Raw genomic sequence first — 21,971 nt, 5'->3', positions numbered from 1 at the left:
CCGTCAGCCTCGATGACGAGCGAGAAAGTCCAGCAGCACCGGAAAATACGCCTGGGGTTCTTCATAGAACGGCATATGGCTGCTGTTGGGAAATACGTGCAGTTCGGCGTGGCGGGCGGCCATCTTCATGCGCATCGCGCAGGCAGGGGTGAGTTCGTCATGCTGGCCGGTGGTGATCAGGATCGGCATGCTGAAATCCGCCATTTCCTTGAGGCGGTTCCAGTCCTTGAGGTTGCCGACGTAAAGAAATTCGTTGGGCCCCTGCATGGTTTCATAGGGGCCCATGTTCCAGTCGCCGAGGGAACGCTTGACCGGCTCGGGCCACTCGTCGAGGCGACACACATGGCGATAGTTGAGCAAGGTGATCGCCGCCTGGTACTGCGGATGGTCAAGGGTACCCATGGCCTCATGGCGTTGCATCATCGCCACGGTTTCGCTGCCCAATGCGCCACGCAGGCGTTCAAGCTCCTGGGACAGGTGCGGAATGTCGCCGACGGTATTTTCCAGGATCAGGCTTTTCAGGACGTCGGGGTAATGGACGGCGTACTCGATACCCAGCCAGCCGCCCCAGGAATGCCCGAGCAGATGCACACGGCCCAGACCCAGTGCCTGGCGCACGGTTTCGACTTCTTCGACATAACGGCGGATTTCCCACAGCGAAACATCGGTCGGTCTGGCTGATGCCCCTGTACCAAGCTGGTCGAATGCAACCACTCGCAGGTTATGTTCTTTGAGCCAGCCATGGGCGTCGCGCAGGTAGTCACACGGCAGGCCCGGGCCGCCGTTGAGGCACAGCAACACCTCATCGCCTTCGCCAAAGCTGTAGACCACGAGGTTGTGGCCGTCGACCTGTACGTTGTACCGCTGGTCGGGGGCAATTTCACACCACATGCATACATTCCTTGTGTTGTATCGGCCTGGCGGGGTAGCGGCCGTTTACAGGTCAACACTACCGATGATGCCGCGCGTCCATAACCTAGCAGTTCTTATAGGTTTGGCCTGGCAGTCCTTCGCCGGGGCGTGGCATTCTACTTGCAGCACGTGGAGATTCAAATGACTTCGGGAGCAGAACGGATGCTGGCCAAGCTAACTGCCTTCAATACTCGTCTGATGCCGGGCAGGAGCCTGGACGAGCAGATGGACAACACTTTCCTGCTCGCCCAACAGCTGGGCTTCGATGCCTTGGTGTACGACTACACCCCGGTGCCGACTGACCAGGACGGTGCATTGATCACCCCGTCGGTGCTGGAACTGCGCAATACCCCGCCCGACTGGCATGCATTATGGTGCGGCAAAGGGTTCTACCAGATCGATCCGGTGCAGCATCTGGCCTTGAGCACGGTGTCGCCGTTCGTGTGGTCTTATGAGGCCAAGACGGATACGCCGCTGCAGAAAATCATCGATCCGTGCCACGCCCCCGTATCTTCCTACCTGCACGACCAGCAACTGACCTGCGGTGTCAGCGTGCCGATCCACCTGCCCCGTGGCGGTTTTGCATCGCTGACCGGCCTGCGCACCGGCAAGGCCAGCAGCGTGTTGCAGGATGCGCAACAGACGCTGTCGGAGTTCAGCGTGATTTCCCACGCCTTGCAGGAAGCGGCCTATCCGTTGTTCAGCAAAGAATTGCGCACCTATCCATACATCCACCTGACCAAGCGCGAGCGCGAATGCCTCAAATGGGCCGCCGAAGGCCTCACCGCTGCGCAAATTGCCACGCAGTTGAGCCGCTCACTGGCGGTGGTCAGCCTGCACCTGGCCTCGGCGATGCACAAACTGGGGGCCAAGAACCGCGTACAGGCGGTGGTTCGCGCCACACACTACCGCTTGCTCGAAGACTGATTCGCCGGCAAAACCTAGCTGTTTTGCTAGTTACTTAAATGCCCCGTGCAGATTATCGTGGCTCTGATCCTTTTTTTCAGAGCAGGGTACGAAATGGACTTCATCGAAAAAATCCGCGAAGGGTATGCGGCATTTGGCGACTACCAGACCTGGTACCGCGTCACCGGCGACCTGGCCAGCGGCCGTACACCGCTGGTGATCATCCACGGCGGCCCCGGCTGCACACACGACTATGTCGACGCCTTCAAGGATGTCGCGGCCAGTGGGCACGCGGTCATTCACTACGACCAGTTGGGAAATGGGCGCTCGACGCACTTGCCTGATAAAGCCCCATCGTTCTGGACCGTCGAGCTGTTCCTGGCCGAGCTGAACAACCTGCTGGACCATCTGCGGATCAGCGATAACTACGCGATCCTCGGCCAGTCCTGGGGCGGCATGCTCGGCAGTGAACACGCCATTTTGCAACCCAAGGGGCTGCGCGCGTTTATCCCGGCCAACTCACCGACCTGCATGCGCACCTGGGTCAGCGAAGCCAACCGCCTGCGCAAATTGTTGCCTGAAGGTGTGCATGAAACCCTGCTCAAGCATGAAGCCGCCGGCACCTACCAGGCCCCGGAATACCTCGCCGCCTCGCGGGTGTTCTATGACCAGCATGTATGCCGCGTCAACCCGTGGCCGGAGGAAGTGGCGCGCACCTTCGCTCAGGTCGATTCGGACCCCACGGTGTACCACGCCATGAGCGGTCCGACTGAGTTTCATGTCATCGGCAGTTTGAAGGATTGGACGTCCATCGGCCGCCTGTCGGCAATCAAGGTACCGACCCTGGTCATCTCCGGCCGGCATGACGAGGCCACGCCGCTGGTGGTCAAGCCGTTCCTGGATGAGATCGCCGATGTGCGCTGGGCGCTGTTTGAAGACTCCAGCCACATGCCCCATGTGGAAGAGCGCCAGGCATGCATGGGCACTGTGGTGAAGTTTCTGGATGAGGCGTGTTCGGTGATGCACCCGGAACTCAAGGCCGGTTGAGTGCAATGTGGGGGGGGATTGCCCCCCTCCCACATTTAGACCTCGCTGGTTTCAGCCTTTGCTGTCCTCGTCGGCACATCTGCGACTAAAGGAATTTCCTTCCCCTCGGCATCGAACAACTTGCCGCCCCTGAAGTAATCGCCATCACGCAGCGCCGCCACTTCGTGGAAGCACAGGCTGCGTTCGGTCCCCGCGACAAATACCGACTGCTGGTCCGAGTTGCCCGCCGTGAAATGGTTGAACGCCAGGTTCAGCAGGATCGCCATGATCGCCGACGAGCTGATGCCCGAGTGGAAAATCGTCGCGAACCAATTGGGGAAGTGATCGTAGAAACTCGGCGCGGCGATGGGGATCATGCCAAAACCGATGGAAGTGGCGACGATGATCAGGTTCATGTTGTTGCGGTAATCGACCTTGGACAAGGTACGAATACCACTGGCCGCCACCGTGCCGAACAGCACGATCCCGGCACCACCCAGCACCGAGGTCGGCACCGCCGCAATCACCCGGCCCATGAACGGCAGCAGGCCGAGGATCACCAGGAACAGCCCACCGGTGGCGACCACGAAGCGACTCTTCACCCCGGTCACCGCCACCAGGCCGACGTTCTGGGCGAACGCGCTCTGGGTGAACGAGCCAAAGATCGGCGCGAACATGCTCGACAGCATATCGGCGCGCAAGCCATTGCCCAGGCGTTTGGAGTCGACCTTGGTATCGATGATTTCGCCCACGGCCAGGATGTCGGCGGAGGTTTCCACCAGGGTCACCATCACCACGATGCACATGGAAATGATCGCAGCGATGTGAAAGGTCGGCATGCCGAAATGAAAAGGCGTGGGGAAACCGAACATCGGCCCTTGGGCCACGCCCGAGAAGTCCGCCATGCCGAGGAACACCGCAATCAACGTGCCGATCACCATCGCCAGCAGGATCGACAAGCGCGAAATCGTCGCGCTGCCGATCTTGCTCAGCAGCAACACCAGCAACAGGGTCAATGCGGCCAGGCCAATATTGGCCATGCTGCCAAAATCCGCCGCGCGGCTGTTGCCGCCCATGGCCCAGCGCGCGGCAACCGGCATCAGGGTCAGGCCAATGGTCGTGATCACAATACCGGTCACCAACGGTGGGAAAAACTGGGTGATCCTCGAGAACACCGGCGTGATCAGCAACCCGATAAACGACGCTGCCATCACCGCCCCGAGAATCGCTGGCACCCCGCCTGCACCGTCGCTGCCGACAATCGCCACCATGGTAGCCACACCGGCAAACGACACACCCTGTACCAGCGGCAACTGGCAGCCAAAGAACGGCAGGCCAAGGGTTTGCAACAGAGTTGCCAGGCCACCGGCAAACAGCGACGCCGCGATCAACAGGCCGATATCCGCCGGAGACAGCCCGGCCGCCTGACCGACGATCAAGGGGACGGCGACGATGCCGCCGTACATGGTGAGCACATGCTGCAGGCCGTAAGCCATGTTGGCGGCGACGCCGAGATTCTCATCTTCTGGCCGCTGTGACGCCTTCGGAATAGTCATGGTGAGGGGGTCTCTGTTTTTGTTGTGCGGCCACTGTATGCAATCTTAGGACTGTATGTCCATAGAGTTGTATACAATATGTCGAACAAGATACCCTCCATCGGCGTTACAAAAACAACCTGGCCGTGATGAGCCAAAACGGGGAGCAAGCCCCCTCCCACATTTTTGAGCGCATTGTCAGCTCAGGCGTTGGCCGGTTCGCAAGGACGGTTTTTCGGCCGCGCCAACCAGTACCCCAACACCGCAAGTGGCGCAGTCGCCAGCATTACAATCACCGTAATCAACAGCGGCTGCTCGATCATCGATGACACCAGCAGGCTGCTGAGAAAGCACAGCCCCAACTGCAGGGTGTTTTGCAGTGCTGCGGCCTTGCCGGAATTTTCCGAAAAGGGCATCAGCGCATTCGCTACCACGATCGGGTAACTGGCGCCGTTGACCAGCGCCATCAGGCAGAACGGAATCAGTAAGGTGGTGAGAGTCGGCACGCTCAAGGTGGCGACCAGATACAGCACCACCATGCTGATGCAATAAGCCACCAGCAACCAAGGCAGCAATGTCTTGCCCTGGAAACGCTGCAAGGCACTGCGACAGCTGTAGCCCCCCACCAGAAACGCCAGGGTCGGCGGTACATAGCTCAAGCCAATGTCATTCGGGCTGTAGCCCATGTCGCCAAGGATGAACGGCGAAGCAGTCAGCCAGGCGAAGAAACTGGCGGAGCAGGCAGCGAAGATCATCACGTTGCCGGTGAACACCCGAGACTTGAGCAACTGCGCATAACCGAGGCGCGACGGCGTTTGCGTCACGTTTTTCGGCACACGGCGCAGGAGTAAAGTCGGCAACAGCAACAGCAGCGACACACCCAGCAACACCCCGAAAATCGCCTGCCAGCCCAAGTGATTCAACACCATCGCCCCCAACAGCGGTGCCAGGGCCGGTGACAGCGACATCAGTGGCATGATGCTGGCGAACACCCGGTGCGCCTTGTCGGCCGGGTAACGATCGATCACCAGTGCTTGCCAGCTCACGGCAGCGGAGCACACACCAATCGCCTGCATAAAGCGCAAGGCCAGCAACTGCGGCGCCGTCTCGACCCAGAACATTCCGGCGCAGCCCAGCACGAACAGACTCAGACCCGCGAGCAGAATCGGTTTGCGCCCCAGTCGGTCGGACAACGGCCCCCACAACAACTGCCCCAGCGCAAAGCCGGCGAGGAAGATGCTCAAGCTGGCGCCCACCGCGCCAGCACCAATCTGCAACTGCTCGCCCATGGCGCCGAACGCCGGCAAGTACATGTCCATGGCCAGATAACCGAGCATGCTCAGCCCCGCCAGGTACCCAGTGAAACCAAAAGAATTTTTCATTGAAGCCTTTGTGAACTCTGCCATCAAACTATTTGCTGACTGGCGCTCATTATGAAGCTGACATATTTTGTGTGAAGCGATAATAATTGGACAACTTGTTCAAAAATTTTGAAGGCAGCCCCTATGTGGTCTGAATATTCCCTGGATGTAGTCGATGCGGTGGCGCGCCATGGCAGTTTCAGCGCCGCCGCCCAGGAATTGCACCGCGTGCCGTCGGCCATCAGCTATACCGTACGCCAGATTGAAGAATGGCTGGCGGTGCCGTTGTTTGTGCGGCGCCATCGCGACGTCGAACTGACCCCCGCCGGTCGCCTGTTTATCGATGAAGCCCGTGGCGTGATGAAAAAAATGCTCGGCACGCGGCGCTTGTGCCAGCAGGTGGCCAACGGCTGGAGCGGCCAGTTGAAGGTGGCGGTGGACTCCATCGTCAAACCCCAGCGCTGCCGACAGTTGGTGCTGGACTTCTATCGACAGTTTCCCGAAGTGGAATTGCTGCTCGAATACGAGGTGTACAACGGCGTTTGGGACGCCCTGGCCGACGAGCGCACCGATATCGTGATCGGCGCCACCAGCGCAGTGCCGGTCGCCAGCCGCTTCACCTTTAGGGACATGGGGCTGCTGAACTGGCTGTGTGTGGTCAGTGCGAAGCATCCATTGGCAACGGTCGAAGGTCTGCTCAATGACGACCAGTTGCGTCCGTTTGCTTCGCTGTGCATGACCGACACCTCGCGCAACCTGCCCAAGCGCGACACCTGGACCCTGGATAACCAGCGTCGCCTGGTGGTGCCGAACTGGGCGTCAGCCCTTGACTGCCTGCGCGATGGCCTGTGTGTCGGCATGGCACCGGCGCATCAGGTACTGCCGTGGATCGACCGCGGCGAGCTGGTGGCGCTGCAATTGACCCGGCCCTTCCCTGCCAGCCCCTCCTGCGTGGCCTGGGCCCAGGACAAGCTGTCTCCGGCCATGGCGTGGTTGCTGGAGTATCTGGGGGACACCGAGACGATGAACCAGGAATGGTTGAATGGGCCCATGGACTTTCCTGTCAGTTCAGCAGGCGAGTGATGGCCCGCACGATCATCTCCACCTCCTTGGCCTCCAGGGTCAAGGGCGGCAGCAGGCGAATGACCTTGCCCCGCGTCACGTTGATCAACAGCCCATGCTCTTGGGCCGCACGCTGGGCCAGATCGCGATAAGGGGTCGCCAGTTCGATGCCGATCATCAAGCCCTGCCCCCGAATCGCCAGCACCTGTGGGTGCTCATCCAACTCCATCCGCAAGCGCGCCAGCAGGCGCTCGCCTTGTAGCGCGGCGTTGTGCAGCAGGCCTTGCTCTTCGATGATCTCCAGCACGGTGCAGCCCACCCGACAGGCCAGCGGATTGCCGCCGAAGGTACTGCCGTGACTGCCCGGGGTGAACAACCGGGCGACTGCGGCCCGGGCCAGACAGGCGCCGATGGGCACGCCGTTGCCGAGGCCTTTGGCCAAGGTCATCACGTCCGGCACGATGCCTTCGTGCTGGAAGGCGAACCAGGCGCCGGTGCGGCCGATGCCGGTCTGGATTTCATCGAGCATCATCAACCAGCCGTGGCGCGTGCAGTGATCGCGCAGGGCTTGCAGGTAACCCGCTGGGGCAGGTAATACGCCGCTTTCGCCCTGGATCGGCTCCAGCAACACCGCAGCGATGCGCGCGCCATACGACTGGGTGATGGCTTCAATCGCCGCCAGATCGCCAAACCTGACCTTGAGAAAATCCCCCGGCAACCGCTGAAAACCCAGGCGCACCGACGGCCCATCGCTGGCCGCCATGGTGCCGAGAGTGCGCCCATGAAAGGCGTTTTCCATCACCACCACCAACGGTTCTTCGATGCCTTTTTTCCAGCCGTGCAGCCGCGCCAGTTTCAGCGCTGTCTCGTTGGCTTCGGCGCCGGAGTTGTTGAAAAAGGCGCGGTCCAGGCCAGACAGTTGCGCAAGACGCTGGGCCAGCCGTTGCTGCCAGTCGATGCTGTAGAGGTTGGACGTGTGCAGCAAAAGCCCAGCCTGTTCGCTGATGGCCGTCACCAGTTTCGGGTGGGAATGCCCGACATTAGTCACCGCCACCCCCGCCACCGCGTCCAGGTATTCGCGGCCCTGCTGATCCCACAGGCGCGTACCCAGGCCACGGGTGAAGCTCAAGGCCAAGGGTTGGTAGGTGGTCATCAGGCAGGCGGCGGTCATGACGGCGGGCTCCAGTGCATCGTTAAGGGATGATCGAAGTATCGTTAGCCACCCCAGCTGGATAAACTGCGCTTTACTGCAATGACTTTAAACCAGGGCTTGATAATGGATTTGTTCCAGGCAATGTCGGTGTACGTAAAAGTAGTAGAGACCGGCAGCATGACCGCGGCTGCCTATGCCTGCGGCATGTCGACCACCATGGTCGGCAACCACCTGCGCGCCCTGGAGCAGCGCCTGGGCGTCAGCCTGCTCAAGCGCACCACGCGCAAACAAAGCCTGACGGAATTTGGCGGCCAGTATTATCAGCGCTGCCTGGAGGTGCTGGGCCTGGTGGCGGACTCCGAGCAATTGGCCGAGCAGGCCCACAGCGACGTGCCCAAGGGCACGCTGCGGATCACCGCCCCACCGGCATTTGGCACCGAACGCCTGGCGCCGGCGTTGAGTGAGTTTTCCCGACGCTATCCGCAGATCAAGTTGTATGTGGTCCTCGGCAACGAACGCATGGACCTGGTCGATAGCGGCTTTGACGCGGCGATCCGCCTGGGTGAGTTGGAGCCGTCAAGCTTGATTGCCCGACCGATGCAGGACTACACCATCACCCTGTGCGCCTCGCCGGAGTACCTGGCCCGGCACGGCACGCCGCAAACGCCCGAAGACCTGCAACAGCACGATTGCCTGGCGTTCGCCTACCCTTCCACCGATGATTGGCGCGATGCCGACAAACTGTGGCGCATGACCGACGCAGCAGGCGAAGTGGAAATCCCGGTGTCCGGCTCGCTGACCATCAACAGCTCACAGGCCCTGCGCCAGGTGGCGGTGCAAGGCATGGGCATCGTCATGCTGCCCGATGCGCTGGTGCAGCCGGACCTGCAGAGCGGCAAGCTGGTGGCCTTGCTGACCCACTATCAACTGCCAAGCCGCCCCATGCACTTGCTGTATGGCCAGGACCGTTACCGGCTGCCGAAGCTGCGGGCCTTTGTTGATTTCGTCATGGAGAAGTGGGCGCGCTGAAGCGTAAGAAACTTCTGAAAACGCACACAAAGCAAATGTGGGAGGGGCGGTGCCCCTCCCACATTTTTTACATCGGTGTTCAGGCCTGAATCAGGCCATTGATCTTGACGGTCGGATTCACATCCGCCTCATAGTCCACACCGTCGATTTCAAAACCGAACAAGCGCAGGAACTCCGCCTTGTAGCCGGCAAAATCGCTGATCTCGTTGACGTTCTCGTCGGTGACCTGGTTCCACAGGGCTGCCACGGCGTCCTGGACTTTCGGTTCCAGTTCGGCCAAATCGGCACGCAGACGACCATCGGCGTCGAGTTTCGGCTCGCTGCCATACAGGCTGTCCTTGAACAGCCCGTAGACTTGCTCGATGCAGCCTTCATGGGTGCCCTGCTCTTTCATCACGCGAAACAGCAGCGACAGGTACAACGGCATGATCGGGATCGCCGAGCTGGCCTGGGTGACCACGGCCTTGAGCACCGACACGCGGGCGTCGCCCTTGAGCGCGGCGAGGTTGTCGCGCAGGGTCAGGACTTTCTTGTCCAGGTCTTTTTTGGCTTCGCCGATGGAGCCGTTCCAGTAGATGTCCTGGGTCAGCTTCTCACCGAGGTAGGTGAATGCGGTGGTCTTGGCGCCTTCGGCCAAAACGTCGGCGTCACGCAGGGCGTCGATCCACAGTTGCCAGTCTTCACCGCCCATGACTTTCACGGTGCCGTCGATTTCTTCCTGGGTCGCGGGCTCAAGGGTGGTGTCGACCACAACGCCCTTGTCGGTGTTGATACCGCGCAGGGTTACGGCCTTGCCGATCGGCTTGAGGGTGGAAGTGTGCACCACGCCTTGCGGATCGGTACGGCGTGGCGCGGCCAGGCTGTAGACCACCAGGTCGATCTTGCCCAGGTCTTTCTTGATGGTCTCGATGGTCAGGCGCTTGATCTCATCAGAGAACGCGTCGCCGTTGATGCTCTTGGCGTACAGGCCTTTTTCAACAGCGAACTTCTCGAACGCGGCGCTGTTGTACCAGCCGGCGGAGCTGAGCTTGCCTTCTTCGCCTTCTTTCTCAAAAAACACGCCCAGGGTGTCGGCGCCGCAGCCAAACGCAGCACTGATGCGCGCGGCCAGGCCGTAGCCGGTGGAAGCGCCGAGGACCAGCACCTTTTTAGGGCCGCCTGCGATGATTCCGTGTTGAGTCACGTAGTCAATCTGTTCCTTGACGTTCGCTTCACAGCCAACAGGGTGAGCGGTCACACAGATAAAGCCACGAACCCGCGGTTTGATGATCATAAAATCTCTGCCTCTTCCAAGGTGCCGAAGGCCAGTGGTGGCCGTTCAACTTCAATCGTACCGGTCTATGACGTCCGAAAAACCGAAGCGTCACGATAGTCGCAAATCTTCTGTTTACAAAATCCAATCCACGCACGGCTGGCAAGGCTTGAAAACTGTGAAAAGCCTTCACAATTTCGCCCTATTTAAAAACGCCATTGCAACGCAGAACGGCTTATCATGACGCAATTATTTCAACATGTTTCAAAACCCCACCACTCGCGGCCACGGATACGGACCTGTCGAATGGCGTCCTGCTGGAGCGAAGTTGCATGAACACGCTGGCCTTGCGTAAAAAAGCGGTATCGATCGCCTGGGTACTCGGCGTCCTGCTGATCATTGATGTGTTCCCTGAAACCACGCTGGTATTCCTCTGCCTGGTGCTGATCTGCGGTATTTATGACTTCCTGCGTAACGGCCTGTATGACACACCCACGTTCAAGAAATACTTTATCGGCAGTGGCCGCAACACCTGGTTGCTGGCACCGTTCAACACGCTGTTCGACCTGCTGAGTTCGCGCAATCGCCATGTTTATAAGATGAGCGACCTGCCGCCCGCCTGGCGTGAAGACCTGCAACAGGTGCTCGACGATGCGATGGCCCATAAAGATGAAATCATCGGTTACCTGGATACGCGCATGGCCGAGAAGAAGCGCGGCATGTTGTTTTTCCAGTGGTACGGGCGCCCGATTGAAACCACGCTGGATATTCCTGAGCTGCGCAAAAAACTGCCGTTCGTGAAGACCATCGGCGTGTCGGTGTTCAACGAAAACCGCTCCACCTCGTTTCACTTCGGCCCCCTGCGCATGATGTTCCGTGTGCTCTACAACATGGCGCCGGCGCCCCATCACGAGGGCGTGTATATCCAGGTGGGCAAGCACAAACACTATTGGCACGACGACCCACTGTTTATCTTTGATGACACGCTGATGCATGCGTCCTTCAACAAGAACGACGCCAAACGCTACTGCCTGTTTATCGATATCGTGCGGCCTACCCGGTTACCGCGGGTGCTGAATGCCGTGATCGCGGGGTTTGCCGGAATGGTCTTTACCCTGCGTCGGGTTTTCTACAAAAACTGGAAGCTGATTCAGTAAGTTCTGCGGCATGATGGTGTTGGACGGTATTTGCGCTCGGCCTTGCACCTGAGGTAAATATTCGGCTCGTGCGCTTCAATCCGCGCCCACCATCTCAAGCCATCGCGCCTCACAGGGCGCGGTGGCTGCGCTTTCAAGGAATCAGAATGCCCCAACGTCAAGTCATCAACGCCTCCGTCAGCCCCAAGGGCAGCCTCGAAACCCTGTCCCAACGTGAAGTCCAGCAACTGAGCGAAGCCGGCACCGGCAGCATCTACACCCTGTTCCGCCAGTGCGCCCTGGCAATCCTCAACACCGGCGCGCACATCGATAACGCCAAGACCATCCTCGACGCCTACAAAGACTTTGAAGTACGCATCCACCAGCAGGACCGAGGCGTGCGCCTGGAACTGTTGAACGCTCCCGCCGACGCGTTCGTCGACGGCGAAATGATCGCCAGCACCCGTGAGATGTTGTTCAGCGCCCTGCGCGACATCGTCTACACCGAGAACGAGCTGGACAGCCAGCGCATCGACCTGAGCAATTCCCAGGGCATCACCGACTACGTGTTCCACCTGCTGCGCAACGCCCGCACGCTGCGCCCGGGCGTCGAACCGAAGATCGTGGTGTGCTGGGGCGGGCATTCGATCAATACCGAAGAATACAAATACACCAAGAAGGTCGGCCACGAACTGGGCCTGCGCAGCCTCGACGTCTGCACCGGTTGCGGTCCCGGTGTGATGAAAGGTCCGATGAAGGGCGCGACCATTTCCCACGCCAAGCAACGCATCACTGGCGGGCGCTACCTGGGCTTGACCGAGCCGGGCATCATCGCCGCCGAAGCACCCAACCCGATCGTCAATGAGCTGGTGATCCTGCCGGACATCGAGAAGCGCCTGGAAGCCTTCGTGCGGGTCGGCCATGGCATCATCATCTTCCCGGGCGGCGCCGGTACCGCCGAGGAATTTCTGTACCTGCTGGGCATCCTGATGCACCCGGACAACCGCGATGTGCCGTTCCCGGTCATCCTCACCGGGCCGAAACAGGCCGCGCCGTACCTGCAGCAACTGCATGCGTTCGTCGGTGCCACCCTTGGCGAAGCGGCGCAGGCGCACTACCAGATCATCATCGACGACCCGGCCGAAGTGGCGCGCCAGATGACTGTCGGCCTCAAGGCGGTGAAACAGTTCCGCCGCGAGCGCAACGACGCGTTTCACTTCAACTGGCTGCTGAAGATCGATGAAGGCTTCCAGCGTCCGTTCGACCCGACGCACGAGAACATGGCCAGCCTGCAACTGAGCCATGCCCTGGCACCCCACGAGCTGGCGGCGAACCTGCGTCGCGCCTTTTCGGGCATCGTGGCGGGGAACGTCAAGGACAAGGGTATCCGCCTGATCGAACAGAACGGCCCGTACGAGATCCACGGCGACCCGACCATCATGAAACCGCTGGATGAACTGCTACAGGCGTTCGTCGCCCAGCATCGCATGAAGTTACCGGGCGGCGCGGCGTATGTGCCGTGCTACCGCGTGGTGCAGTGAGCTAGCGCTGCAGCCGCGCCGCCGCCAGCAGAGGCTGGCGGTCGGTCATAGTTTGTATCGCTTTGGCGCCTGGACAAGGGTGCGGATCAGCAGTGTGGGGTCTACGGTTTGAAGATGCCGACTCACCCACACCTGCGAGCACCCCATGGACCAACGGATCTTGTCCTCCATCATTCCTTACCCTAAGGTAAGGAGCATCATGCTGGAGATACTTACTATGGCGACCGCCACACTCACCTCAAAAGGGCAAATCACCATCCCCGTCCAAGTCAGAACCGCGTTGGGCCTGGAAACAGGCGACCGCGTTGAATTTGTCGAAATGGACGATGGCAAATTTTCCATCATCGCAGCGAGCAAGACCGTTCAAGACCTCAAGGGTTTGATCCGCAAGCCTGCCGAGGCAGTGTCCATTGACGATATGAACCGCGCCATCGCTGCGCGAGGAGCGAAGGCTGGATGATCGGGCTGGATACCAACGTATTGGTGCGCTATGTCACCCAGGATGATCCGGTTCAATCCCCCAAGGCATCCGCCCTGATCGAATCCCTCACCACCCTTTCGCCAGGCTTTGTCAGCCTGGTGTCCGTGGTGGAACTGGTCTGGGTTTTACAAAGCTGCTACCAATCGACCAAGAGCGATGTAGTCACCGTGCTGGAAACGCTCTTGCGCACGCGAGAATTGACCGTCGAACATGCCGAAGTCATCTGGCAGGCGCTGCGGCGATTCGCGGCCAACGGCGCCGATTTCGCCGATTGCCTGATAGAGCGCTGTGCTCACGCGGCCGGCTGCGAATACACCGCCACCTTTGATCTCAATGCCGCCAAAGCGGCGGCTATGAAACGACTGACCTGAGTCGCGGCGTTGCGGCAACGGGCAGGCTTTCCTGATACGAGGCTCAGCGAACCCAACCCCCTACCTGCCAGTGATACCCGTCATTGCGCTGCACCCAGTGCGGATGCACATAGCGATAACCTTCGCGTACCGGCTCCCAATGGCCATGCACCGCAACATAGCGCCCGCCTTCCCAGCGCCAGTAACCACGTGACCATATGTAACCTTCGCGCACAGGTGGCTCGACTTCAATCACCTGCACCGGGGGCGGTTGCGGCGCAACCACCTCGACATACTCACGCTGTACCGGCCGACGCTCATGCACAACGCGTTCTTGCACACACCCGGATGCCGCGACGACGACCGCCGCCAATGCCGCATAACGTAGCAACATACAAAACCCTCGGGCGCTGACGCCCAACACTTGCACCAGTAAAAAATCCCCCTGTGTATCAGCCGCGCTCCTGCTTGGCCTGGGTACTTTTTTAACAGGCAGTGTCTGTCAGATTGCTGAACCCGAGGGCATCAAGAAGTGCAAGCGACGGTCGGTCGCTTGAAGCGCACCAGCACCAGCCCCGCGACCACCACGGCGATACCGGCGTAGGTCGAAGCATGAATCACATCGCCAAACATCAGTACCGCCCACACTAACGTCACGGGTGGCTCCAGGTAGACCAGCGCCGCCACATGCGTCGCGGTCATGACTCGCAGCAGCATCCACAGGCTCAAGTAGGCGATAAAGGTGGAAAACACCGTCAGCCATACAATCGAGATCAGCACATCAGGTTCATGGGGAACGCTCAGCGTATCGGTGTACAACACGGCAGCGGTGAAGCCGATCAAGGTCAGCAGCGACTGAATGAACAACGGCAAAACCAAGCCACCGCTCTGGGTGTGTACCGAGCGGCGCTCATACAAGGTTGCCAACGTGAGGCCCAACGCCGATACCAGTGGCAGCAGGTACATGACCAGGCCGACACTTTGCCCGCCGCTGTTGTACTGCCCGAAGATAACAATCGATACCCCGCCAAAACCGATCATCAACCCCAGCCACTGCCAGCCTCCGCTGCGCTCCCCCACGTTGCCCGTCGATAAGGCAGCGGTCATCAATGGCTGTAGCGCTGCAATGATCGCGGCAATGCCAGGAGGCAAACCATTTTGGATCGCTACGTAGAGGCAACTCAGGTAGAGGAACTGCGATAGAAACCCGATCACGGCATAGTGGCGAATCTGTGCCCAGGAAACCTTCAACAACCTCACGTTCAAAAACAACGCTAAACACACAGAAACAAGCAGAAACCGCCAGAACAACAGGTTGAAGGCTCCCGCACTCTGCGCACCCAACTTGGCGCCGATAAAACCGGAACTCCATGAGAGGACAAATACCACCTGAAGAACCAGCAATTTCAAAAATTTACCGGTCGATGCGCTATGAAACATCATCGCCCCCCCTGCAAGGCTGCCAGGTCAGCGAAGGTGATGGGCTCTATGCCCAACCGCTGATATTGATCACAGGCCGGACGCGCCAGATCACGCTTGAGTTGGAACCAAGGCCTGATGGTCGTCAGCACACCGTCGTCGGAGGCAAGATGCCAGAACTTATTCACATCCTCGTTGCTATAGGGACAATGGAATGAAAGCACCAGTGACATGCGGCGGCCACGGGTAATCGGCCGCACGCCATGGAAAACCCTGCTTCCATAGATGTAGACCGCATCTCCGCTGGCCTTGACTGAACTGGTGCGCACACGGTCGCCCAAGCCTTCGACATCGAACCGCTGTATGGGCCCATCGAAATAAACGAACTCGCCGCCGTCGTACTCACTGGGGTCGGACAGCAGGATATTCAGTACAAAGCTGGTCCCGTCGGTGTGCCACATCCCGATCTGGGCCTTGGCATCCTGAGTTTGAGGCGGATAGAAATAGTTGACCTGAGAGCGCGCACGCACCAATGGATGCGGCACCAGCGGAACACCCGCAATTCGCGACACAGCCAGCAAAAACGCTCGACTGTTCATCATCTCCCGAATAAGCGTCGACGACTGTGTCACCGCGCGGGTCCGGTTGGAAATAATCCAGTCGCTGACACTGGAGCCCGCCTCGAGTTGATAACACGCACGCTTTAACTCCACGATCCCCTGCTCACTGAAGAGCCCGGAAACCTGAGCCACCGCTGCCAACTGCCGAGGCGTGGCAATAGGCTGCGGCGAGGTGGTGTAGCCAAAATCAGCGAGGCTGCGATAGACCGGCAGGTCCGGCCGTTCACTTTGCAGATAGCTGTCGCTCCAATGCTGCAGGGTGTCCAGCAATGCTCCAGGGTGTTTACACCTGGATGCCGGTGAGAGTGACGCCTGCAAGGCTGACTTCAAGCGTGCCGTGCCCTGGGCAAATACGGGCAGTTCACTGTGTCGTCTCATGATGATGCCCTCAGTTGGCAACTCGGTCGTGCGCGCAATACTCCGCCAACTGATACAGGACGCTTCCATCGCCACTGCAATACTCGCCAATGACACGGCACCCACCGTAATCCTGGCGCACGCGGATAAACTGCTCACGGGTGTATTTCAAACAGACATTGGTCAGTAGATAGCCCTCATCGTGCCCGCTGTTCACCGGCAGCAAGGTTACGGCAACGCGGTAACGATCATCGTCGTGCTCGATTTCCGAGATGACGACCTCATGGTCTCCAGTCTTCTCGAAGCCAAGTTTCAACCCCACCAGATCGGAAAATCGGCTCATGCAGCCATGTTCGTAAAAGCGGTGGATGTGCTGATCGCCCTCTGGGCTCGACAATTGCATTTCTGAAAGGATATAGGTTCGCGCACCGCCCACTCGGCGAATGATTCGGCCGATGGTATCGGGCAGCTCATTGCCTTCCTGGAAACCCAGCATCGTGATCAATGTCACGTCCTGTCCACACTCGATATGGCGTCGGCACAACTCACGAAAGTCAGTGGCCAAGTAACGAAATCTCTGGGGAGCAGACAGCAGAGGCTCGACCGCACGGCGCATGACACCACGCGACGCTCCGTTGATATCAACCGCCGTGTAATGCAACGACTGTGTACCGTGCTCAAGCAAGTAATGGAGTAGCGTTGAGGTCTTGATCGGCTCGGGGCCCAGTTCAACGTAATGCAAACTGCCCTCGCCCACTAAATCAACGAGGTCATCCGCCACCGCTAGCAAAAGCTCATTCAATGCACCCTTTCCACAGGGCGTGGCACAAAGATCGGCCCGGGTGACGCCTTCGTGATTCAAAGAGGTCATCAGGCTCAGCATTTCTTCACTGACTTGCCGATGTCGATCAAGTAAATCAGCGGATGACGCGGCGTATTTGGCCGCGTTTTCGACTGTCCAAATCGGGCAGACAACCCCATGGTTGCTCTTCAGTGACGAGACGACCAACTCATTGATATCCATATCGACTCCCTCTGTTTCTTGTTTGACTTCGGCGTGCCTGCGCTCGCCTGTTTGACTCAAAGCCTAGGGTGGCCGCATGATTTTGTATATTTGAATAATCTGCACCAGTAATTCCCAAAAGAGGAATCATGAGCAAGCAACTGAATATCGACTTGTTGCGTACCTTCCACGCGGTGGCACGCTTTCGGCGCTTCAACGAAGCGGCCAATCACGTCCATCGCAGCGCATCGACCGTCACTACACAGATCCAAAAACTGGAAGACTTGGTAGGCCAGCGCCTGTTCAGTCGCAGCAATCAGGGAGTGGAGCTGACGATGTACGGCAAAAAATTGCTCAGTGAAACGACAGATTTCCTCAAGAGCCACGATCGCTTGCTGGCCTCCCTGAGCCCGCAGCGCATGCAGGGAAAGATCCGCCTGGGACTGCCCGACTCCTACGCCCCGGCCTTTATGCGTGATTTTCTGCCGCAGCTCATTGCTGAAAACCCAATGTTGGAACTCGAACTGGAAGCCCGTTCCAGTGGCGAGCTATTGACGATGTTCAGCCGGGAACAGATAGACCTGGCGCTGATCGTCAGCGCACACCCTTTGGAACAAGGAGAACATCTGGGCTCGATACAGCCGGTGTGGGTGGTCTCCGAGCAGTTCAAAACCCCGGAGCAAGCCCCACTGCCTATCGCGGTGCAATTGGTCGGTTGCCCTTATCGAGCCTCGGCCATCCGGGCGCTGAAAGAGCACGGGGTCTACTATCGAATCCTGCTTGAAAGCGCCAGTTCGACCGCCGTAGAGGCGGCAATCATGTGCGGTTTGGCCGTGGGCATGATTGAGGAAAGCCGAATCACCCCTGGATTGACTAAAACCATTGCGGGGGTGCATCTGCCGGACTTGCCGCGACACCACATTTACTTGCTTTCCGACAGCGCAAACCATTTGGCGCTGCATCTGCATGAGCAGTTGAAGAAGGGTTTCACTCTTTAATCCGGCAAACCGCTGGTCGCTGCGCACGTAAGGGCATCACGCGGGACCGAAGCGCTGAACCACCGCCTCGACAAACCGTCGCAACTTCGCCGTACGCTGCCGGTTGGCGGTGTAGACCAAATGCATCGACCGGCTCGGCGCATCAAAGTCCGGCAGTACCCGCACCAACTCGCCCCTGGCCAATGCCCCGCGCAGAAAATCCTCCGGACCAAGGACAATACCGAAACCATCCAGCGCGGCCGACATCAAGGCCCGGCTTTCGTTGATCTGCAAACGGCTGGCCACCTGCACCTTGTACGGCGTCGTACCCTGGAAAAACACCCACTCGCGATCGGCCGGACGCGACCAGAAGGCGTACCCCAGGCATTCATGGTGCTCGAGGTCCGCCGGCACCCGCGGTGTACCGCGTGCCGCCAGGTAGGCCGGCGCAGCGCAGACCACCAGGCGGTAAGGCGCCAGCGGCCTGGCCGTGAGGCCGGTGGTTGCCAGGGGACCGATACGGAACGCCGCTTCGTACCCCTCCTCCACCAGGTCGACAAACCGATCCGTCAGGTGCAGGTCGATTTCCACATCCGGATGGTCACGCAGGAACCCGGTAATCAGCGGCATCAGGCTGTGGGAGCCGAAGGTCACCGGCGCGGTGATTTTCAACTTGCCGCGTGGCGTGTCATTCATGATCTGCGCCAGCGAGTCGGCAGCCTCGGCCTCTGTGAGGATATGTTTGCAGCGTTCGTAGTACGCGCTCCCCAGCTCCGTCAGGCTTTGTCTGCGTGTGGTGCGGTTGAGCAAGCGTGCGCCCAGGCGCGACTCCAGCGCGGCGACATGTTTGGCCACCATCTGCGGCGACATGCCCAGGCGCTCAGCGGCACGCGCGTAGGAGCCCAGCTCAGCCGCCGTCACGAAGGCATTCATGCTTGATAAGCGATCCATCATTCACCACTCCCAGTAACAACAGCCACACCCGAACGACAATTTATCACCCATTGGTTGCCAATCATCATAACGGCTCCCCCATCAGCAGGAGCACAGTCATGAAGATTGGCGTTATTGGAGCAGGCTTTATCGGGCGCGCCGTGGCTCAACTGGCACTGGCGGCCGGGCATGAGGTGATGTTGAGCAACTCCCGCGGCCCACACACCATGAGCAGCGTGGTGAGCGGCATACTCGGCGTGCAAGTGGGCAGCGCCGAAGACGCCGCCCAGTTCGGCGACGTAGTCCTCGTAGCGATTCCCCTGGAGCATTACCGCAGCGTCCCGGCCCAATGGCTGGAAGGCAAGACGGTGATGGACGCCAATAATTACTACCCCACCCGTGACGGGCATATCCCTGTGCTGGATCGCTTTGAAACCACCACCAGCCGACTGCTGGCTGACCACCTCCCCCACTCGCACGTCGTGAAAGTGTTCAACGCGATCTTCGCCCCCGACCTGACACAGGATGCCCGCCCCCACGGCGCTCCCGACCGCCGTGCCCTGCCGGTGGCCGCGGACGACGCCGCCGCGAAGGCACAAGTGATCCGGTTGCTCGACGAACTCGGTTTTGATGCCGTAGATGCAGGTGGCCTGGATGACAGCTGGCGGTTTGAGCGGGCCAAGCCTGCGTATTGCGTGCCGTTGGACCAGGCCGGCTTGAAGGCCGCGCTGGCCGCCGCCGAGCGCACGGTTGAACTGCCGGCCGTGGAGCGCTCGCGCCCTCGTACATAAACACGACGCGCATAAAAAAGCCCGCTGACCGTCACCGGTTCAGCGGGCTTTTTCTCAGCTTTTTACAGCGCCAGATCAGACGCCGGCTTGCTCGGCTGGGCCGCAGGCTTGGCAGCCTCGGTGGCCTTTGGAGCCGCCATTTGCGGAATTACAGGCGGTGGCATCAGTTGCAGGACGCCAGCGGTGTAGGCCCATTCCTTGGCAACCGCTTCAGGGCTGTCGTTCAGCTTGGTGCCGTAGCTCGGTACGATCTGGTGCAGTTTTGCCTGCCACTCAGGGGTCGCGACCTTGTCCTTGAACACTTTCTGCAGCACGGTCAGCATGATCGGAGCCGCGGTCGACGCGCCTGGCGATGCACCCAACAGGCCGGCGATGGTGTTGTCGGCGGAGCTGACCACTTCGGTACCGAGTTTCAGGACGCCGCCCTGCTCTTCGTCACGCTTGATGATCTGCACGCGCTGACCGGCCTGCCACAGGCGCCAGTCTTCTTTCTTGGCGTTAGGGAAGTACTCTTGCAGTGCCTTGAAGCGGTCGTCATCCGACAGCATCAGCTGGCCGGCAAGGTACTCGACCAGTGGGTATTCACGAATACCGACTTTGGTCATTGGCCAGATGTTGTGGGTGGTCGTGCTGGTCAGCAGGTCCAGGTACGAGCCTTCTTTGAGGAACTTGGTGGAGAAGGTTGCGAATGGGCCAAACAGGATCACGCGCTTGCCATCCAGCACACGGGTGTCCAGGTGCGGAACCGACATCGGCGGCGAACCGACCGACGCTTTACCGTAGGCCTTGGCCAGGTGCTGCTCGGCCACGGTTGGGTTATCGGTTACCAGGAACGAACCGCCCACTGGGAAGCCCGCGTATTCCTTGGCTTCAGGAATGCCCGACTTTTGCAGCAGGTGCAAGGCTCCGCCGCCGGCGCCGATGAACACGAACTTGGCGTCGGTTTCAGTCTTGGTCCCGTCTTTCAGGTTTTTATAGCTGACACGCCACGAACCGTCGTCGTTCTTGGTGATGTCCTGCACTTCGCTCGACAGTTTCAGGTCGAACTTGGGTGTGGTTTGCAGGTGGGCAACGAACTGGCGGGTGATCTCGCCGAAGTTCATGTCGGTACCCAGCGGGCTCCAGGTGGCCGCGATTTTCTGGTTCGGGTCACGCCCTTCCATCATCAGCGGAACCCACTTGGCGATCTGCGCCGGGTCTTCGGAGTACTGCATGCCGGCGAACAGCGGGCTGGCCTGCAGGGCTTCGTAGCGCTTCTTGAGGAACTTGATGTTGTCATCGCCCCACACAAAGCTCATGTGCGGTGTGGAGTTGATGAACGAACGCGGGTTCTTCAGCACGCCCTGCTGGACCTGCCAGGACCAGAACTGACGGGAGATCTGGAACGCTTCGTTGATCTCGACCGCTTTGGGGATCTCAACGTTGCCGTTCTTGTCTTCCGGGGTGTAGTTCAGCTCAGCCAGGGCCGAGTGACCGGTACCGGCGTTGTTCCAGCCATTGGAGCTTTCTTCGGCCACGCCATCGAGGCGCTCGACCATTTCCATCGACCAGTCCGGCTCCAGCTCGTTGAGCCAGACACCCAGGGTGGCACTCATGATGCCGCCGCCGATCAGCAGCACATCGACTTTCTTTGCCTCTTGCGCCTGAGCGGACGTGATCCCCATCGACAAAGCCAGCCCCAGCAGGGCAGTGTTTACTTTTTTAAACATCAGTAGCACCTATGATAAAACGCCATCCGCCCTACCGCCCTGACTCTTCAGGGTCGCAGGGTGGGCACACAAGGCCGACGTATCGACCTCACTGTTATGTCCCTTCTGCGCTGACTTCTTATCATTATTGGCTTCAGCTACCTGGACGACAGCCAATCGCCGGGACGTATACGGGTGTACGCACCAGAGAGAGACTAGACCAAGACGGCGCGCAGAATATCACGGCAAAAGGCCGTTATGCGCTGTTTGGCCAATTGACAGCTCTAAATCGCGGCTTTTAACCCGCAGGTGTCAAGAGCACCGGGCGCGACGTGGCGTCACACGCCCGGAACTCTCATGCCTGAGGCGGTTCTAGACACCTTTACCGTCGCATGCGTAGCATCGACGACTGTCTTTCGTGCACTCATCCAACAGAGCT

At 59.6% G+C, this 21,971-nt stretch carries 21 protein-coding genes; 10 read left to right on the top strand and 11 right to left on the bottom strand.

The features are described 5' to 3' along the window. Nucleotides 1-3 precede the first annotated feature (3 nt). Nucleotides 4-891 (bottom strand): proline iminopeptidase-family hydrolase, encoded by an 888-nt coding sequence (locus PSH66_RS08625; protein WP_305428798.1) that lies wholly within the window; start codon nt 889-891, stop codon nt 4-6. A 183-nt stretch (nt 892-1,074) separates the two neighbouring features. On the opposite strand from PSH66_RS08625, the gene PSH66_RS08620 reads away from it, so the two are divergent. Continuing rightward, nucleotides 1,075-1,839 carry an autoinducer binding domain-containing protein gene (locus PSH66_RS08620; RefSeq protein ID WP_003172636.1) on the top strand — a complete coding sequence of 255 codons (765 nt, stop codon included), beginning with the start codon at nt 1,075-1,077 and terminating at the stop codon, nt 1,837-1,839. A 93-nt stretch (nt 1,840-1,932) separates the two neighbouring features. Next, nucleotides 1,933-2,865 (top strand): proline iminopeptidase-family hydrolase, encoded by a 933-nt coding sequence (locus PSH66_RS08615; RefSeq protein ID WP_003172634.1) that lies wholly within the window; start codon nt 1,933-1,935, stop codon nt 2,863-2,865. Between the two features lie 35 nt (nt 2,866-2,900). On the opposite strand, the gene PSH66_RS08610 is transcribed toward PSH66_RS08615, so the two are convergent. Next, nucleotides 2,901-4,400: a nucleobase:cation symporter-2 family protein gene (locus PSH66_RS08610; protein ID WP_003172633.1), complete on the bottom strand. Its 1,500-nt coding sequence runs from the start codon at nt 4,398-4,400 to the stop codon at nt 2,901-2,903. 182 nt (nt 4,401-4,582) lie between these two features. Next, nucleotides 4,583-5,761, bottom strand: a complete 1,179-nt coding sequence (punC, locus tag PSH66_RS08605) for a purine nucleoside transporter PunC (protein WP_305428795.1) — start codon at nt 5,759-5,761, stop codon at nt 4,583-4,585. A gap of 123 nt (nt 5,762-5,884) precedes the next feature. Here punC and punR point away from each other — a divergent pair, with 123 nt between their 5' ends. Continuing rightward, a complete protein-coding gene (punR, locus tag PSH66_RS08600) occupies nt 5,885-6,823 on the top strand; it encodes a DNA-binding transcriptional activator PunR (RefSeq protein WP_305428793.1) in 939 nt (312 codons plus the stop codon). Here punR and PSH66_RS08595 read toward each other — a convergent pair. Beyond that, nucleotides 6,804-7,973: an aspartate aminotransferase family protein gene (locus tag PSH66_RS08595; RefSeq protein ID WP_003172629.1), complete on the bottom strand. Its 1,170-nt coding sequence runs from the start codon at nt 7,971-7,973 to the stop codon at nt 6,804-6,806. The two genes, punR and PSH66_RS08595, sit on opposite strands and share 20 nt — an antisense overlap. A 105-nt stretch (nt 7,974-8,078) precedes the next feature. Between PSH66_RS08595 and PSH66_RS08590 the strand changes: the two genes are divergently transcribed. Continuing rightward, nucleotides 8,079-8,984, top strand: a complete 906-nt coding sequence (locus PSH66_RS08590; RefSeq protein WP_003172628.1) for a LysR family transcriptional regulator — start codon at nt 8,079-8,081, stop codon at nt 8,982-8,984. 79 nt (nt 8,985-9,063) lie between these two features. Here PSH66_RS08590 and fabV read toward each other — a convergent pair whose 3' ends face one another. Beyond that, a complete protein-coding gene (fabV, locus tag PSH66_RS08585) occupies nt 9,064-10,257 on the bottom strand; it encodes an enoyl-ACP reductase FabV (RefSeq protein ID WP_141064956.1) in 1,194 nt (397 codons plus the stop codon). A gap of 311 nt (nt 10,258-10,568) precedes the next feature. Here fabV and PSH66_RS08580 point away from each other — a divergent pair, with 311 nt between their 5' ends. The 4 genes from PSH66_RS08580 (at nt 10,569) to PSH66_RS08565 (ending at nt 13,765) form a co-directional block, all read left to right on the top strand. Beyond that, the gene (locus PSH66_RS08580; RefSeq protein ID WP_305428789.1) at nt 10,569-11,393 is read left to right on the top strand and encodes an aspartyl/asparaginyl beta-hydroxylase domain-containing protein; all 825 of its coding nucleotides are present in this window, start codon (nt 10,569-10,571) and stop codon (nt 11,391-11,393) included. Between the two features lie 146 nt (nt 11,394-11,539). After that, a complete protein-coding gene (gene ppnN / locus PSH66_RS08575) occupies nt 11,540-12,913 on the top strand; it encodes a nucleotide 5'-monophosphate nucleosidase PpnN (RefSeq protein ID WP_003172625.1) in 1,374 nt (457 codons plus the stop codon). A gap of 145 nt (nt 12,914-13,058) precedes the next feature. Next, entirely contained in the window at nt 13,059-13,373 is a 315-nt protein-coding gene (locus PSH66_RS08570) for an AbrB/MazE/SpoVT family DNA-binding domain-containing protein (RefSeq protein ID WP_305428786.1), read from the top strand. Then, nucleotides 13,370-13,765, top strand: coding sequence for a PIN domain-containing protein (locus PSH66_RS08565; RefSeq protein WP_305428784.1), 396 nt, complete (start codon nt 13,370-13,372; stop codon nt 13,763-13,765). Before PSH66_RS08570 ends, PSH66_RS08565 begins: the two co-directional genes overlap by 4 nt. Before the next feature lie 43 nt (nt 13,766-13,808). Here PSH66_RS08565 and PSH66_RS08560 read toward each other — a convergent pair whose 3' ends face one another. From PSH66_RS08560 to PSH66_RS08545, 4 genes are all read right to left on the bottom strand, one after another. Beyond that, entirely contained in the window at nt 13,809-14,138 is a 330-nt protein-coding gene (locus PSH66_RS08560) for a hypothetical protein (RefSeq protein WP_305428782.1), read from the bottom strand. Between the two features lie 131 nt (nt 14,139-14,269). After that, entirely contained in the window at nt 14,270-15,184 is a 915-nt protein-coding gene (locus PSH66_RS08555) for a DMT family transporter (protein ID WP_305428780.1), read from the bottom strand. Continuing rightward, on the bottom strand, nt 15,184-16,161 hold the full coding sequence (locus PSH66_RS08550) for a 2OG-Fe(II) oxygenase family protein (RefSeq protein ID WP_305428778.1): 978 nt from the start codon (nt 16,159-16,161) through the stop codon (nt 15,184-15,186). The genes PSH66_RS08555 and PSH66_RS08550 overlap by 1 nt, the downstream gene beginning before the upstream one ends. 10 nt (nt 16,162-16,171) lie before the next feature. Then, nucleotides 16,172-17,164, bottom strand: a complete 993-nt coding sequence (locus PSH66_RS08545; protein ID WP_042944356.1) for a hypothetical protein — start codon at nt 17,162-17,164, stop codon at nt 16,172-16,174. 128 nt (nt 17,165-17,292) lie between these two features. Between PSH66_RS08545 and PSH66_RS08540 the strand changes: the two genes are divergently transcribed. Continuing rightward, nucleotides 17,293-18,141, top strand: coding sequence for a LysR family transcriptional regulator (locus tag PSH66_RS08540; RefSeq protein ID WP_305428776.1), 849 nt, complete (start codon nt 17,293-17,295; stop codon nt 18,139-18,141). A gap of 36 nt (nt 18,142-18,177) precedes the next feature. Here the strand turns inward: PSH66_RS08540 and PSH66_RS08535 are convergent, their stop codons facing one another. Beyond that, the gene (locus PSH66_RS08535; RefSeq protein WP_003172615.1) at nt 18,178-19,074 is read right to left on the bottom strand and encodes a LysR family transcriptional regulator; all 897 of its coding nucleotides are present in this window, start codon (nt 19,072-19,074) and stop codon (nt 18,178-18,180) included. Nucleotides 19,075-19,172: 98 nt separating this feature from the next. Between PSH66_RS08535 and PSH66_RS08530 the strand changes: the two genes are divergently transcribed. Next, nucleotides 19,173-19,844: an NADPH-dependent F420 reductase gene (locus PSH66_RS08530; protein WP_003172614.1), complete on the top strand. Its 672-nt coding sequence runs from the start codon at nt 19,173-19,175 to the stop codon at nt 19,842-19,844. A 62-nt stretch (nt 19,845-19,906) separates the two neighbouring features. Here PSH66_RS08530 and mqo read toward each other — a convergent pair whose 3' ends face one another. Next, nucleotides 19,907-21,553 (bottom strand): malate dehydrogenase (quinone), encoded by a 1,647-nt coding sequence (gene mqo, locus PSH66_RS08525; RefSeq protein WP_078823697.1) that lies wholly within the window; start codon nt 21,551-21,553, stop codon nt 19,907-19,909. Nucleotides 21,554-21,971 lie beyond the last annotated feature (418 nt).

The organism is Pseudomonas sp. FP597 (assembly GCF_030687435.1).
GTDB lineage: Bacteria > Pseudomonadota > Gammaproteobacteria > Pseudomonadales > Pseudomonadaceae > Aquipseudomonas > Aquipseudomonas lactucae.
The sequence above is the reverse complement of the archived record's forward strand: the minus strand, read 5'-3'. Positions and strand labels throughout refer to the sequence as shown.

Excerpts from the sequence above, each read along its gene's own strand:
- fabV (WP_141064956.1), bottom strand. The coding sequence starts at position 10,257 with ATGATCATCAAACCGCGGGTTCGTGGCTTTATCTGTGTGACCGCTCAC.
- punR (WP_305428793.1), top strand. The coding sequence starts at position 5,885 with ATGTGGTCTGAATATTCCCTGGATGTAGTCGATGCGGTGGCGCGCCAT.
- PSH66_RS08610 (WP_003172633.1), bottom strand. The coding sequence starts at position 4,400 with ATGACTATTCCGAAGGCGTCACAGCGGCCAGAAGATGAGAATCTCGGC.
- punC (WP_305428795.1), bottom strand. The coding sequence starts at position 5,761 with ATGAAAAATTCTTTTGGTTTCACTGGGTACCTGGCGGGGCTGAGCATG.
- PSH66_RS08540 (WP_305428776.1), top strand. The coding sequence starts at position 17,293 with ATGAGCAAGCAACTGAATATCGACTTGTTGCGTACCTTCCACGCGGTG.
- PSH66_RS08580 (WP_305428789.1), top strand. The coding sequence starts at position 10,569 with ATGAACACGCTGGCCTTGCGTAAAAAAGCGGTATCGATCGCCTGGGTA.
- PSH66_RS08565 (WP_305428784.1), top strand. The coding sequence starts at position 13,370 with ATGATCGGGCTGGATACCAACGTATTGGTGCGCTATGTCACCCAGGAT.
- PSH66_RS08615 (WP_003172634.1), top strand. The coding sequence starts at position 1,933 with ATGGACTTCATCGAAAAAATCCGCGAAGGGTATGCGGCATTTGGCGAC.
- PSH66_RS08560 (WP_305428782.1), bottom strand. The coding sequence starts at position 14,138 with ATGTTGCTACGTTATGCGGCATTGGCGGCGGTCGTCGTCGCGGCATCC.
- PSH66_RS08530 (WP_003172614.1), top strand. The coding sequence starts at position 19,173 with ATGAAGATTGGCGTTATTGGAGCAGGCTTTATCGGGCGCGCCGTGGCT.
- PSH66_RS08625 (WP_305428798.1), bottom strand. The coding sequence starts at position 891 with ATGTGGTGTGAAATTGCCCCCGACCAGCGGTACAACGTACAGGTCGAC.
- PSH66_RS08545 (WP_042944356.1), bottom strand. The coding sequence starts at position 17,164 with ATGGATATCAATGAGTTGGTCGTCTCGTCACTGAAGAGCAACCATGGG.
- PSH66_RS08590 (WP_003172628.1), top strand. The coding sequence starts at position 8,079 with ATGGATTTGTTCCAGGCAATGTCGGTGTACGTAAAAGTAGTAGAGACC.
- PSH66_RS08535 (WP_003172615.1), bottom strand. The coding sequence starts at position 19,074 with ATGATGGATCGCTTATCAAGCATGAATGCCTTCGTGACGGCGGCTGAG.
- PSH66_RS08555 (WP_305428780.1), bottom strand. The coding sequence starts at position 15,184 with ATGTTTCATAGCGCATCGACCGGTAAATTTTTGAAATTGCTGGTTCTT.
- PSH66_RS08570 (WP_305428786.1), top strand. The coding sequence starts at position 13,059 with ATGGACCAACGGATCTTGTCCTCCATCATTCCTTACCCTAAGGTAAGG.
- mqo (WP_078823697.1), bottom strand. The coding sequence starts at position 21,553 with ATGTTTAAAAAAGTAAACACTGCCCTGCTGGGGCTGGCTTTGTCGATG.
- PSH66_RS08550 (WP_305428778.1), bottom strand. The coding sequence starts at position 16,161 with ATGAGACGACACAGTGAACTGCCCGTATTTGCCCAGGGCACGGCACGC.
- PSH66_RS08620 (WP_003172636.1), top strand. The coding sequence starts at position 1,075 with ATGCTGGCCAAGCTAACTGCCTTCAATACTCGTCTGATGCCGGGCAGG.
- PSH66_RS08595 (WP_003172629.1), bottom strand. The coding sequence starts at position 7,973 with ATGACCGCCGCCTGCCTGATGACCACCTACCAACCCTTGGCCTTGAGC.
- ppnN (WP_003172625.1), top strand. The coding sequence starts at position 11,540 with ATGCCCCAACGTCAAGTCATCAACGCCTCCGTCAGCCCCAAGGGCAGC.